Genomic DNA, 12,911 nt, shown 5'->3' with positions numbered 1-12,911 from the left:
TGAGTCGCGTGTCGGATTAGCGAGTATCGACATCCTCGAAGATCAAGAACGTTTGGGTGTCCAAGACGCCGGGCATGGCCTGGATCTGTTCAAAGATGACTCGGCGCAGGTCGACATTGTCCCGGGCTCGGACTAGGAGGATGACGTCGAAGTTGCCGCCGACCAGCCCAACGTGGTGCACCTCGGGCATGAGGGCCAGGCGTTCGCGCAGTTCACGCCAGGAGTGCTGGCGCAATTTCAGGGTCACGTACGCGCTTGCGCGCAGGCCCGCACGCAGCGGATCGATCACCGCGGTGTAGCGGGTGATGACCCCTTCTTCCTGAAGGCGATTGATACGAGAATAGGCGTGGGCCCGCGAGACGTGGACCTTCTGCGCCACGGTGGTGACGGACTGCCGGCCGTCGCGGGTTAGCTCTTCGAGGATGCGGCGGTCCACGTCGTCGAGTCGAACCGGGGGAGTCTCCATCAAATGCCTCTATCCGCTTTGTCTATAAACCATCGTGTAGCGACGGTCACATTTTCAATCTGTCCACAATACTATCGATCTCATGCCCAGTTTTCCAGAATTACTCAACAGACTGGATACGTTTCAGTAGCAAAACACATAATTGAGTCAATAATTGGCATCCAGTCAAGCCCCCCGGCCTGGACGAATGCCACCGAAACGGCAGAAAGGCGTGGACCGTGACCATCAACGAATCGCGCGAAGCAATCGAGCAGGTGAGCAGCAAATTCGGCATCACCCCGGAGGACTACATGCTTCCGGCGCGAACCGAGATCCACATGCTCGACGTCAACGGCAAACTCCACCCGTCGGGCGAACAAGGTGCCGAGCCGGGCCACGATTACCCGTTGCCGAGCCCCGCAGCTCTGCTGGCCGCCTATGAGCAACTGGTGATCGGCCGCCGTGTCAACGACCAGAACTCCGCACTCGTGCGACAGGGCCGCATGGCCGTTTACCCCTCCAGCCACGGGCAGGAAGCCTGCCAGGTTGCCGCGGCCCTGTGCCTGGGCGAAGACGACTGGATGTTCCCCACCTACCGCGACTCGGTGGCGGTCATGGCCAAGGGCGTGGCACCGATGGAGGTCATGACGAGCTTCCGCGGCGACTGGCACAGCGGCTACGACCCCAAGCAGTACAAGGTATCGGTCCAGGCCACCCCGCTGACCACCCAGCTGCTGCACGCAGTGGGCGTGGCGCACGCGGCCAAGCTGCGCGGCGAGGACACCGTTGTCCTGGCCATGTGCGGCGACGGCGCGACCAGCGAGGGCGACTTCCACGAGGCCCTGAACTTCGCTGCAGTGTTCAACCTGCCGGTGATCTTCTTCGTGCAGAACAACCAGTACGCCATCTCCGTCCCGCTCTCGCAGCAGTCGGTCGCCCCGTCGCTGGCCCACAAGGCCGTCGGCTATGGCATGGCGGGCGAGCGCGTCGACGGCAACGACCTGGTTGCGCTGCTCTCCGTGCTTGGCCGTGCCGTGCGCCTGGCCCGCGAGGGAAACGGCCCGCTGCTGGTCGAGGCCCACACCTACCGCATGCAGGCACACACCAACGCCGACGACGCAACGCGCTACCGCGAAGACGCGGAGGTCCAGGCCTGGATCGCCAAGGACCCGCTGACCCGCATGCGCAGCTACCTCGTCGATGCCGGGCTGCTCACCGAGCAGGCCGAGGAACGCATCACCGCCAGCGCCGAGGCAGTGGCAAAGACCCTGCGCGACGGCATGAACTCGGAAAACACCCCGGACCCGGCCGAGCTCTTCGCGCACGTATTCTCGACCCCCACCACGCAACTGACCGAGCAGGCCAACCTGCTAGCCGACGAACTCGCCCGCGAGGAGGATACCAAGTGAGCCCGACCATCAGCACCTCATCCGAGGCAAACGGCAACGTCAGCGCCGAAACCGCGGCACAGGCCGCACGCGCCGCAAACACCGGGTTGCAGTCGGTGACCTTCGCCAAGGCGCTGAACACCGCGCTGGCCGACGCCATGGAATCCGACCCGTCGGTCCTGATGTTCGGCGAGGACGTCGGAGTGCTCGGCGGCGTCTTCCGCATCACCGACGGACTGACCAAGCGCTTCGGCACGGGCCGCTGCTTCGACACCCCGCTGGCCGAATCCGGCATCGTCGGCATGGCCATCGGCATGGCGATGAACGGCATGCGCCCGGTCATCGAGATGCAGTTCGACGCCTTCGCCTACCCGGCCTTCGAGCAGATCGCCTCGCACGTGGCCAAGATGCACAACCGCACCAAGGGCAAGATGCCCCTGCCGTTGGTCATCCGCATCCCGTACGCCGGCGGCATTGGCGGCGTGGAGCACCACTGCGATTCCTCCGAGGCCTACTACGCGCACACCCCCGGGCTGAAGGTCTTCACCCCGGCCACGGTCAAGGACGCGTACCTGATGCTGCGCGAGGCCATCGATTCCCCGGACCCGGTGGTCTTCATGGAGCCCAAGAAGCTCTACTGGACCAAGGAACAGGTCGACCTGGAGGCCCTGCGCCTCTCGCACGAGACCGCACTGGTTCCCTCGACCGAGGGCAAGGCTGCCATTGCCCGTTCCGGCACCGACGCCACGCTGATCGCCTACGGCCCCTCGGTGTCCACGGCGCTTGCCGCTGCCGAGGCCGCGGCCCTGGAGGGGCGCAACCTCGAGGTCATCGACGTGCGCACCATCGTGCCGCTGGATGACGCGACCATCTGCGAGTCCGTCCGCAAGACCGGCCGGGCGATCGTCATCGCCGAGGCCCCGGGCTTCGCCTCGGTGGCCAGCGAGATCGTGGCACGCATCCAGGAGAGGTGCTTCCACTCGCTCGCGGCCCCGGTGCTGCGCGTGACGGGCTTCGACACCCCGTTCCCCGCACCGAAGCTGGAGAAGTACTTCCTGCCGTCGGTAGACCGCATTCTAGACACCGTTGACGCATTGCAGTGGGAGGAAAAGGCATGAGCGTGAAGACATTCCTGTTGCCGGATCTCGGCGAGGGCCTGGCCGAGGCGGAACTGGTCAAGTGGCTGGTTGCCGTGGGCGACACCGTGGTCATCGACCAGCCGATCGCCGAGGTGGAAACCGCCAAGTCGATGGTGGAGGTGCCCAGCCCGTACGCCGGGACCGTGCACCAGCTGCACGGCGCCGCGGGCGAAATGATCCAGGTGGACACCCCGCTGATCTCCGTGCTCGAGGAGGGCGGCGAGGCCGAGCCCGCAGCGGCACCCGTGCCGGAGCGCGAGGTGGCGCAGTCCTACCGCGAGGAGGAACGCGCGGGCCTCGCGGAGCCGGAAAGCAAGGGCTCGGGCAACGTGCTGATCGGCTACGGCACCCCCGAGGGGCTTGCCGCCAAGGCGCGCAAGCGCCGCCCGCGCGGCGGTGCCGTTGAGGCAGCCCCGGCACGGGCGCAGGTCCGTGCGGCGGCCGCGGTGCCGCTGCGTGCGCCGCTGGTGATCTCGCCGCTGGTCCGCAAGCTGGCCAGGGACCGCGGCATCGACATCGCCACGCTCGCGGGCTCCGGGATCGGCGGGCTGATCCTGCGCAGCGACGTCGAGGCAGCCTCCGCGGCCCCGGTCGTGGCTGCCGTCATCGCGGCGCCGGCCCCGTCAGCCGTGCCCGCAGCGCAGCCGGTTGCCGCGGCCGGCGAACTCGACTCGCGTTCCGGCCTGGCCGTTGCCTCGCGCACCCCGATCACGGGTGTCCGCAAGACCATCGCGGCGGCCATGACGCGCTCACGCAGCGAAATCCCCGAGGCCACGGTCTGGGTGGACGCGGACGCCACGGCGCTCCTGGAGATGCGAAGCGCGCTCAAGGCAAAGGACCCGCAGAACACCCCCGGGCTGCTGGCGTTCATCGCGCGCTTCGTGGTGGCCGGGCTGCAGAAGTACCCGGAGCTGAACAGCCGCATCGAGACGAACGCGCAGGGCGAGGCGGAGATCGTCGGGTTCGGCGGCATCAACCTCGGCATCGCCGCGCAGACCGACCGCGGGCTGATGGTTCCGGCCATCCGCAACGCCCAGCAGCTCAGCGCCCGCGGCATCAACGCCGAGCTCGCGCGGCTCACCGAGATCACCCGCGCCGGCAAGGCAACGGTTGCCGAGCTGACCAGCGGCACGTTCACGCTGAACAACTACGGCGTCTTCGGCGTTGACGGTTCGGCCGCCATCATCAACTACCCGGAGGTCGCGATCCTGGGCGTCGGCCGGATCATCGACAAGCCCTGGGTCGTCAACGGGGAGCTCGCCGTCCGCAAGGTCACCGAGCTGACGCTGGCCTTCGACCACCGCGTCTGCGACGGCGGCGTCGCCGCGGGCTTCCTGCGCTTCGTTGCCGACGCGATGGAGAACCCCGCGGGGGCGCTGGCCGACCTGTAGGGCGTTGGACTGAAGACGGGCGTGCGCCCAATCCTTTTGAGGGGGATTGGGAGCACGCCCGTTTTTTGTTTGCCGGAGTGGCACGGAGACCGGAAAACCGTCGGCCACAAACACCAAAGGCAACGAACGACGTTGTGGGACGTCGTGCGTTGCCTTTGGCGTCGGGCAGATAACCATCCGCCCAAGTATTTTGCGGTGCTAGTTTGAGTGCTTTCCCTTGCGGCGGCCGCGTGCGGCGAACAGCCAGCCGAGGCCCACCAGCCCCAGTCCGGCGACCACTGCGCCCCAGATTTCGGCGCCGGTGTTGGCCAGCGGAGGCTTGGCCTGCGGCTTTTTGGTATCCAGCGTGCCGGGGTGGCTCTCCGCAGGGTCGTCCGGGGTTCCCGCAGGATCAGTCCCGGGGGCGTTGGTTTCCTTGCCTGGGTGGCTTTCCGACGGCTCGGGATCTTCCGACGGCGGGGTCGCCGTTGGATCCGTGGGCGGGGCCGCGGTTTCCGTGCCCGGCAGGTCCGGATCGTCATCACCGGAGATGGTCAACCGGACATCGAAGGACGCCTCGCGCGCCGAGACGTTGGCCCTGTTGCCGCTGGTCGCCTCGATCGGGAACCGGTAGTCGATGGTGATCGGAACCGTTTGGCCCTGGGCAACCGGGACATCGTAGATCTCGGTCTCCGGGCGGGAGGCCAGCGTGGTGAAATTGGCGCTTCCGCCGTTCCAGGCCAGGCGCAGGTCGTCGTAGAAGTTCCCCTGGTCTTCTGCGCCCTTGCCGTTGTCCTTGGTGTCGGGGGCGTTGGGATCCAGGATCTTCACGTTGACGATCGAGGCGTTCAGGGTTCCGGCCGAGGGACCGTCGTTGCGGACGAACAGGGTGCGCGTGGCCGAATCCCCGGGGACCGCCACCGGGACTCCCACGAAGGAGCCGCCGATCACCGAGGTGTATTCGTCACCGTCCCACGAGAGGGCGATGACGTCCTTGGTGTCAGGCGCGGGGGCGGCGGAGGCCGGGGCAGCCAGCGCGGTGAAGGCGATGGCGGCAGCCCCGAGGACGGAGGCGATGGACGCGCAACGGGTGGACATTGACTTGGTGCTCATCATTTACCTGGCCTGAAGGTCTCGAAAGTGAATCCGATGGTGTGGTCCGGTTCCTTGCTGGCATCCGCGACCGAGGTGACGTTTGCCCACCACTGGTCGGAAGCCGTGACGGTGCCGGTTCCCTTGTCGGGAGTGGCTGTCACGGTGGCCTTGTTGGTGTAGGTGCCGGCGCCCGGCAACTTGTCCAAGGTCGCGGTCAGGCACCAGAACTCCGAAGTCGGAGTCGTTGCTGCCGAATAATCTGAGCTCACAGGGGTTCGGGTGTAGTAGCCCGAGGGCAGCGGGGAAGGCAGCTGCGGGCGAGGGGCGAGCTTGCAGTCGGCGGCCGTGTCCACCCGAACCAGCTCCGTCTTTGCGGCACCGAACAGCGAGTCCGGCCCGAACGTCGGAGATGCCACGGAATAACGCATGCCCTTGTTTCCCTGGGAGAGCGAGTCCACCTGGATGGGGATGGCAACTGCCTTGGAGCTCAGCAGCGTTGCGGCCTCGGCCTTGCCGAACGTGAAGTTCAGCGTCTGCCCGGAAGCGGTTGCCGATTTGGCGAGGGTGGCGCCAGGGGCGCCGACTGCGAAGGCGACCTTGCCGGTCTGGATCTGGGACGTGAAGGATTCGTCGTCGTGCCACAGGGCCATGGTGGCTCCGCCGATGCTGCCCACGAGTACGGTCGCGGCGGCTGCCGAGGCGATCAACAGGGCCGGCTTGATGCGCGGTGTGCGTTTCATTAGTTGAAGCCCTTTCCGGTACGGACCTGGTCAAGGTCTACAACGATGTTGCCAAGCTTGGCCAGCTCGGCGGGATCGCCAAAGCGATCGGCCTTCGAACCGGCGATTTTCAGGTCCACTTCCACGGTCCAGGTGGCGGTGCCCACGGGAAGATCGGGAATCGAGACCGGGGTTCCCAACGGAGCGGAAACGCCCGGGGTGCCCGGTGTCTTCAACGTGTATGTGGCGGAAACACCCGCCGGGAGAGCTGCTGCCTTGTCCCAGCGGACGGCTACCTTGCCCAGCATGTTCTCGCCCTCAAAGGTGGAGATGAAGGACTGCTTGATGCTGAAGGTGTCGCCCGGCGTGGCCAGGAACGTGGCCGGGTCGATGGTCTTGCCGGCGTTGGTGGTCAGTGGGACATCCGGGGACGTCTCGGTCCAAACGGTCGTGCCGGATTTATCCAGCTGAAGGTTGCCTGCCGTGATGCTGCCGGCGGCGATGGCCGCCGGATCGCTCCACAGCGAATAAGTGGTGGCGCCCGAGGCGACTCCGAGGACGACGATGCCGGTGGCCCAGGCGAACTTTGTTACTGCCTTCACAGCTGCTCCTTGGTGCTGCGGCCGCGCTTGGCGCCGGCCGAGGGGCGGATGAACATGAAGGCTCCATAACCTAAGAGTGCGGTGGCTGCTGCGACCACAACGAATTGACGGTGTTCACCGATGGCCATGGCCGCATGCCCGATGTACGGAACGTGGTACATGATCACGCCCCTGATCTGTGCGGCGACGATCGGCTTGTCGGCTGCCCCGTTGGCATCGCCCTGGGTGACGAACAGGGTGCCTTCGGGAGTGCCGCCGAGCTGCTTGGTGATGACCCGGTGGGTGATCAACATGGGATCGCCCGATTTGGGCTGGAAGGTGACGACGTCGCCGACCTGGATCTCGCTGGCTTTGGCGGCCTTCACGGCGACCATGTCGCCGGGGGAATATGTGGGTTCCATGGAGCCGGTCAACACTGTGAGTGCCGACCCGCCCATGAGGCGAGGGACGACGGCAAGGGCGATGGCGAGCAGGCAGGACGCAATGACCAGTGCCGTGGTGATGCCCGAAAACAAGCCCGAAAGCACCGATCCGCCGGACGTGGATTCGGAGGTCCGCTGATCGGGATCCGTTTCCCGTTCGAGGGTGGTGGTCATGTCGCTGCCTTTGCCTGTGTGTTGAGGGGAACTACGTGGATGAGACTGGTGTGGGGGAAACTCTGGGGATGTTTCCCCCACACCCATTCAATCCGCCGATGGGAAGCGGAAGGATTAGAAGCCGCCGCCGGTGGTGGCGGTGCGGGTCTGCTCGAGGGTCACGCCGAGGTCCTGAAGGTCTGCAGTTGCCTTGGTGCGAAGCTGCTCGTCGGTGTCCTCATCAAACGTCGCGGTGACTACGACGTTGAGGTTGGCGGCGGTCGGAAGAGCAGCCGGGAGGGTCGGAAGAACAGCGGACGGTGCTACGTTTCCGGTGTTGTCGGCAGCGGCGAAAGCCACCTTGGCCGGAGTTCCGAGCTCAATGTCCTTTGCACCCGGTACTGCAACGCCGGTTGCTGCGTTGACCAATGAGTACTTGACGGTCACGCCCTTCGCATCGGCAAGCAATCCGCCCTCGGCGTTGCCGGCGAGTGAAAGGCCGAGGTCCGCAACCAGGTTGTCGCCCTGGAGAGCCGCGGCAATGCCGAAGGTGCCCTGGATGGTGTCGCCCGGAACGATCTTGAATTCGGTGAGATCGATGTTGTGATCCTTGTCAGTGCGGTCAGCCGAAGTGTCGACCCACTGGGTGGTGCCGACGGTGGCGACATCCAAGTTACCGGCGGTGATGATGCCGCCGTCGACGTTTACGTCGTCGTTCCACAGTGCGAAGGTGGTTCCGCCTGCCAGCAGTGCGATTCCGGCGATTCCGGCGATGGCGCCCTTGGTCTTGTTGTTCATGATGGTCTTACCTTTCGGTGAAATGCGAGGTTTTTGCCCGGGATCGGGCGGAACTACTGTTGGGCTTTGACGGACCCGGTTGCGGTGCAAGTTGTTGATTCGGCCGGTGCCAACGTGGTTTTCGTGCACGTGGCCGTTCCGACGGGGTCATCCTGGACAACGATGTTCTTCAACGTCGTTGTCCCGGTGTTAGTGACCGTGTAGGTCCAAGTCACCGAGGTTCCCGAGGGAACATTTGGTGCGTTGTCCGGACCTGTGACCGGCTTGCCTCCGTTGTAGGCGGCAGCGGTCTTCACGATCGAAATCTTCGATGCGAGTTTCTTGTTGATCACGGTGCAGCTGATCACGTCACTTTTCTTGACTGGCACCGTGAATCCGAGGAGCCCCGAATCGGCAATGACCATAGCTGCGCCCGTGCTGACGTTGGTGCACGTGGCGTTGAATTTGCCTTGTTTCACGAGTTCAAAATCGGTTTTTTGGGTTTCTGCGATTGTCACGTTTCGAGATTCGGTGTTTGAACCGGTGGTGAAACCGCCGACCTTGAAGTTCAAGGCACCGTTGGCATCGGTTTGGCCGGTTGCTGAAGTTCCCTCGCCCGCAGTGACGCTTGTCGTGCTGCTACTGAACGTCCAATCATTTCCGGGGGTGTTGCCGCCGGTAGGCTCCTGGATTTCCTTGACGACGGTCACGGTACCCAAGCAGTCCTTGGTTGCCATGGTTTTCAGTGTTTGACCGAGGTTCGAAAATTCGGTGGTGAAGTAGTCCGAGCCCTCGTCCGTGCCTGAAATCAGTTCAAGCCGCTGCTTATCTGCTGCCAAGCTAGTGCCCGATCCCATGCCGATGCCGACGGCGATGACCTTGGCCCCGTTCCCGTTGACCCCGGCTTTGACCTGGTTGGCGGAGTAAACGGCCGGCTCGACACTTTGCAGCGTGGCGGAGGTGCCCGATCCCGAGGCATTGGCGCCGTAGCGCGTGGGCTCGCCATCGGTCAGGAAGAGCACAACGTCGTAACCGGGCTCGATCTGCGAAAGTCCTGCGTCCCAGTTGGTGTAGTAGTCGCTACTGGACTGCGGGATCGTGAACCCATTGATCTTGCTCTTGAGTGCTTCCGCACCTGCGGGTTGCGCCACCGAGGTCAAACCCACGGATGCGTTGGCGGTGCCCTGCGCAGGCGCTCGGCTGGCAAAGGTCTTGAGCGCGATTTCCGACGGGGTTCCCTTCAATGAATCGACGAAGCTCGTTCCGGCGTCCTTGTATGCGGATAGGGTCCCTGATTGCTGGATTGAGTAGGAAAGATCGAACACAACTGCCATCTTGATGCCGCATTTCTGCGGCGGGGAGGGATTCCTTCGAACGAATGGCCACGGCTTGTCTTCGCCTCGCAACTGAACCGTGCGATCACCGGTGTTGTATGTTCCTCGAATTTCACCGCTATTGAATCGAATGAGAGTCGAGTTGGAGTTGCCCCAGTTGTCTGCGGCAGACCATGTGGCGTTGCTTTGTCCTACGGCATAGAAATATCCGTATTTGTAGGTCTTGTTGTTTTTCCCACCCGTTAGCGGCAACGGCGTGATGAGGCCGCACCTCCCTTGGGCGTCCGTTTGGCATGTCCCCACCGAAGTGCCACCAGTGACGCTGTCATTCGAAACGGTAAAGAACTCAAAAACGGCGCCCTTCGCCGGCGCCACGGCGCTAGCGGAGATCCGGTCACCAGCTGCTTCGACGATGAGTTTTGCCTGATCGCTGCCAGGAACTTCACTCGGGACGCCAACTTGGACTGATGCAGCTGCGGCTACGGACGCATCCGCAGTCATCGTAGTCTGACTTTGCAGTTCAACGACGCGCTCGGTAAACGTGGATGAGGCGGGAGGTAGTGCGGAACGCGATGGGATAGCCTGTTTGGTTGGCGCTGCCGGAACACTAGCAGTCGCCTCGCTACTAACTTCAGCGGTGTTAGATTCGGTGGCCGGAGCTTCCGAAAACCGTACGGCAGAGTCTGAGGGCGCGCTTTCTGCGGCGGCCTTTTCCGGGACCTCAGAAGGTGTACTTGACGGGGTCGCTGATGACGCTGGCGACGACAGCGTTTCGGCGGCACCCGCCTGATCGGCGATGGCAGCCGGCAGTGTTGCGAAGGCGACAGCCATGGCCGTAGCTACTGCGGCGGGCAGTAGGAAGCGACGGCTTCGAACCGGTTTATGCGACATCAGATTCCCCAAAATCTTCAGATGCTGGATCACCGTGATCCAGCATCGAGACTGAATCTATGGGCAGTAGCCTGCGGGTATGTTGCAGAAAGCTTGCGATTGGCTGTCGTTTTTTGTTGGATGGTTGCTTTCAGGTTCGACTACTTCGATTCCTCCTATCGATTGGCCAATTGTGTGGTGCGGGTCGCATTGTCGTCATTTTCCTTGCCAGTGTTCTGTATTGGCGGATAGCCTAGGGCTGGGGTAGGGAGGAAGTTTACAATCTGAACTGGCAATAGCGGTCGTGACAAACCACGACCGCCTGGCTATTAGCTTTCGGTTTTGTTTTGGGAACTTGACCGGTACTGAGCGATTAGTGCAGTCCGCGTCGAGCCTTAGGGCTCTGGCAACGATTTGCCGGCTACAGAGCGTAGCTTCACCCGGATTGCTTGCCTTGGGGGCTTGCAGGACCCAACTTGGGGTTGTCGTTTGGTGTGCAAGCGGAGTGGAATCTGGTTGCCGTGTGCCAAACGACCACATATTTGGGGGAAATATGAATCGTCGCGTCGTACTTATTGTTGACGGGCAGGATCAGTTGCGTCATGCGCTGAATGAACGAAACTTTCAAACCTGTGTTTCGAGTGCTTCTGACGCGCTCGACGCCTATGCGGCAAGCCAGCCGGCTCTCGTGGTGGTTGACGGAAACGGGGTTCCAAGCGCCGGGCTCGAGGTCTGCCGCTCCCTGCGCGCCATTAGCGAAGTCCCCATCTTGGTCATTGCGACCGAAATGGACGAAGTCGACGAACTGCTGGCCTACGCGCTGGGCGCCGATGACTGCATGATTGGCCCCGTGTCGATCCGCAGATTCGTGGCCAAGGCAGGGGCTCTGACCCGGCGCAAGAAGCATCATGCAATCGAACCAGAGCCAACACTGCTGCGCCACGGAAGTCTTAGCTTGGACGCCGCCGCCCGGCAGGTAAATATGGCCGATCGGACTGTCAGCCTGACACGAACCGAGTTCGATATCCTGGCCATGCTCATGCACCGCCCGAACCATGTCATCACGCGCGGGAGCCTGGTCCAGGAGATCTGGCCCGACTGGTTCGGCGACGAACGCGTCATCGAGGTCCATATCTCACGACTGCGCCGAAAGATCATTGATGCGGGCGGCCCCCGCATCGTGGAAGCAGTGCGCGGTGTCGGATACCGGCTCGGGCTCCTGCAGCCGACCGCGTAGTTTCCAGGATTTCTTTTTCGGTTAGGGCAACGGCCCGGGTGCCGGCACTGCCCGTGAATCCGCCCTCCACTGACAGGGGACCGGGTTGTCTGACTCAAGAAACTGCATGGGGCCCGCATCTATGATGCGGGCCCCATGCAGTTCTATCCTGAGGTCATGATCGAGATGAATGATTTGCCAGCAAGCTATGTCGAGTACCTCCTGGGCCTCGAGGAACACCATGCGGCCATGGTGCTGCCGGTGATGAGGGAATCCGTGGCCGAGGGAACGCACGGGGTCCATGTGCGGGGCTTGGGCGGCCACTCCGAGCAGGCTTTCGTTGACGAGACCGTTCCTTTTGGCCACGTTAAGGTCACCATTACCTGATCGCCACTGTTGCCCGACCCAGTTGATTGACACCGGTACCCGCTCGAGGAGCCCGTTCCATGCCTGATGTTCCCGAGTCGATGCCTGAGCCGTCTCCGAACGATGTCAACCCAAGGGACGCGGAATCCGCGCCCTTGGCGTGGGAGGCGCTGCCCGACGGTTGCTGGCGATTGACCAGCCCCGGGTTCGCCATGAACAGCGGGCTCATCGTGGGTAGCCGGCTGGCGGTCCTGATCGATACCGGCGCGGGTCCCCGCGAAGCAGAGGCGATCCACCGTGCGGTTCGGCGGATCACCGACCTGGATCTCATCGTCGTCAACACGCATGCCCACGGCGACCATTTCCTTGGCAACGACTATTTCCGTGCCCAAGGGGTCATGGAGTTCTACGCGGGGAACCTGGCCATCGGCCACATGGAGGAATCCGAGGCGGAGCAGCGGGCCCTGGTGCGGAGCCTGGAGCCGGAAATGGGTGCGGGGGTTGGCGAACACACGGCCATCCACGTGCCGACCCATGCCCTGGGCAGCGGACCGCGCGAACTGAATCTCGGGAACAGGTTCATCACCCTGCAACAGGTCGGTTCCGCGCACAGCCCCGGCGACGTGATGGTGCGTGCGGGCCGCGTGCTTTTCGCGGGCGACGTGATCGAGCAGGGCGGCCCCCCGAATTTCGGGGATTCGCGCCCGAGCCAGTGGCTGCGGCTGCTGGAGGATCTCGCCGCACATGAAGGCAAAGACACGGTGTTCGTTCCCGGTCACGGCGGCCCGGTGGACCGGGACTTTGTGCAACGGCAGGCCAACGAACTGCGCGGGGCCATTGTGCTGTGCCGGCGCATTGCGGCCGGCCTGACGGAGGGTCGCGAACCGACTGACATCGAGCTGTCGGTGCTTCCCTACGGACCGGTGGAGTCCCGCTTCATATATGAACGGCTTGCCGCCACGAGCCCATAGGTCATGCGTACGATGAGGAAATGGGCGATCAAACTTTCAGTCTG

General features: G+C 63.6%; 13 protein-coding genes. 6 read left to right on the top strand and 7 right to left on the bottom strand.

Features of this window, described 5'->3' with window-relative positions:
* Window positions 1–16: 16 nt before the first annotated feature.
* A complete protein-coding gene (locus tag ACIQLF_RS13190) occupies window positions 17–466 on the bottom strand; it encodes an Lrp/AsnC family transcriptional regulator (RefSeq protein WP_209998829.1) in 450 nt (149 codons plus the stop codon).
* Between the two features lie 218 nt (window positions 467–684).
* Here ACIQLF_RS13190 and pdhA point away from each other — a divergent pair, with 218 nt between their 5' ends.
* From pdhA to ACIQLF_RS13175, 3 genes are read left to right on the top strand one after another with little or no spacing between them, the layout of a single operon-like run.
* On the top strand, window positions 685–1,854 hold the full coding sequence (gene pdhA, locus ACIQLF_RS13185) for a pyruvate dehydrogenase (acetyl-transferring) E1 component subunit alpha (RefSeq protein ID WP_400299031.1): 1,170 nt from the start codon (window positions 685–687) through the stop codon (window positions 1,852–1,854).
* Complete coding sequence (locus ACIQLF_RS13180; protein WP_400299028.1) at window positions 1,851–2,951, top strand: alpha-ketoacid dehydrogenase subunit beta; 1,101 nt, start codon at window positions 1,851–1,853, stop codon at window positions 2,949–2,951. The genes pdhA and ACIQLF_RS13180 overlap by 4 nt, the downstream gene beginning before the upstream one ends.
* Window positions 2,948–4,363, top strand: a complete 1,416-nt coding sequence (locus ACIQLF_RS13175; protein ID WP_400299025.1) for a dihydrolipoamide acetyltransferase family protein — start codon at window positions 2,948–2,950, stop codon at window positions 4,361–4,363. Before ACIQLF_RS13180 ends, ACIQLF_RS13175 begins: the two co-directional genes overlap by 4 nt.
* A 198-nt stretch (window positions 4,364–4,561) precedes the next feature.
* Here ACIQLF_RS13175 and ACIQLF_RS13170 read toward each other — a convergent pair whose 3' ends face one another.
* From ACIQLF_RS13170 to ACIQLF_RS13145, 6 genes are all read right to left on the bottom strand, one after another.
* Window positions 4,562–5,458: an LPXTG cell wall anchor domain-containing protein gene (locus tag ACIQLF_RS13170; RefSeq protein ID WP_400299022.1), complete on the bottom strand. Its 897-nt coding sequence runs from the start codon at window positions 5,456–5,458 to the stop codon at window positions 4,562–4,564.
* On the bottom strand, window positions 5,455–6,177 hold the full coding sequence (locus ACIQLF_RS13165; RefSeq protein ID WP_400299019.1) for a SipW-dependent-type signal peptide-containing protein: 723 nt from the start codon (window positions 6,175–6,177) through the stop codon (window positions 5,455–5,457). The genes ACIQLF_RS13170 and ACIQLF_RS13165 overlap by 4 nt, the downstream gene beginning before the upstream one ends.
* Window positions 6,177–6,758 (bottom strand): alternate-type signal peptide domain-containing protein, encoded by a 582-nt coding sequence (locus tag ACIQLF_RS13160; RefSeq protein WP_400299016.1) that lies wholly within the window; start codon window positions 6,756–6,758, stop codon window positions 6,177–6,179. Before ACIQLF_RS13160 ends, ACIQLF_RS13165 begins: the two co-directional genes overlap by 1 nt.
* On the bottom strand, window positions 6,755–7,354 hold the full coding sequence (locus ACIQLF_RS13155) for a signal peptidase I (protein WP_400299013.1): 600 nt from the start codon (window positions 7,352–7,354) through the stop codon (window positions 6,755–6,757). The genes ACIQLF_RS13160 and ACIQLF_RS13155 overlap by 4 nt, the downstream gene beginning before the upstream one ends.
* 114 nt (window positions 7,355–7,468) lie before the next feature.
* On the bottom strand, window positions 7,469–8,131 hold the full coding sequence (locus ACIQLF_RS13150) for an alternate-type signal peptide domain-containing protein (protein WP_400299010.1): 663 nt from the start codon (window positions 8,129–8,131) through the stop codon (window positions 7,469–7,471).
* 53 nt (window positions 8,132–8,184) lie between these two features.
* Window positions 8,185–10,368, bottom strand: coding sequence for a hypothetical protein (locus ACIQLF_RS13145; protein WP_400299007.1), 2,184 nt, complete (start codon window positions 10,366–10,368; stop codon window positions 8,185–8,187).
* Window positions 10,369–10,867: 499 nt separating this feature from the next.
* Here ACIQLF_RS13145 and ACIQLF_RS13140 point away from each other — a divergent pair, with 499 nt between their 5' ends.
* From ACIQLF_RS13140 to ACIQLF_RS13130, 3 genes are all read left to right on the top strand, one after another.
* Window positions 10,868–11,551: a response regulator transcription factor gene (locus ACIQLF_RS13140; protein WP_400299004.1), complete on the top strand. Its 684-nt coding sequence runs from the start codon at window positions 10,868–10,870 to the stop codon at window positions 11,549–11,551.
* Between the two features lie 156 nt (window positions 11,552–11,707).
* Complete coding sequence (locus ACIQLF_RS13135; RefSeq protein ID WP_400299001.1) at window positions 11,708–11,917, top strand: hypothetical protein; 210 nt, start codon at window positions 11,708–11,710, stop codon at window positions 11,915–11,917.
* Window positions 11,918–11,976: 59 nt separating this feature from the next.
* Window positions 11,977–12,867, top strand: a complete 891-nt coding sequence (locus ACIQLF_RS13130; RefSeq protein ID WP_400298999.1) for an MBL fold metallo-hydrolase — start codon at window positions 11,977–11,979, stop codon at window positions 12,865–12,867.
* Window positions 12,868–12,911 lie beyond the last annotated feature (44 nt).

The sequence above is a fragment of the Paeniglutamicibacter sp. NPDC091659 genome (genome assembly GCF_044756805.1).
In the GTDB taxonomy this organism is placed as follows: Bacteria; Actinomycetota; Actinomycetes; order Actinomycetales; family Micrococcaceae; genus Paeniglutamicibacter.
This window is presented reverse-complemented; position numbering and strand designations above follow the sequence as displayed.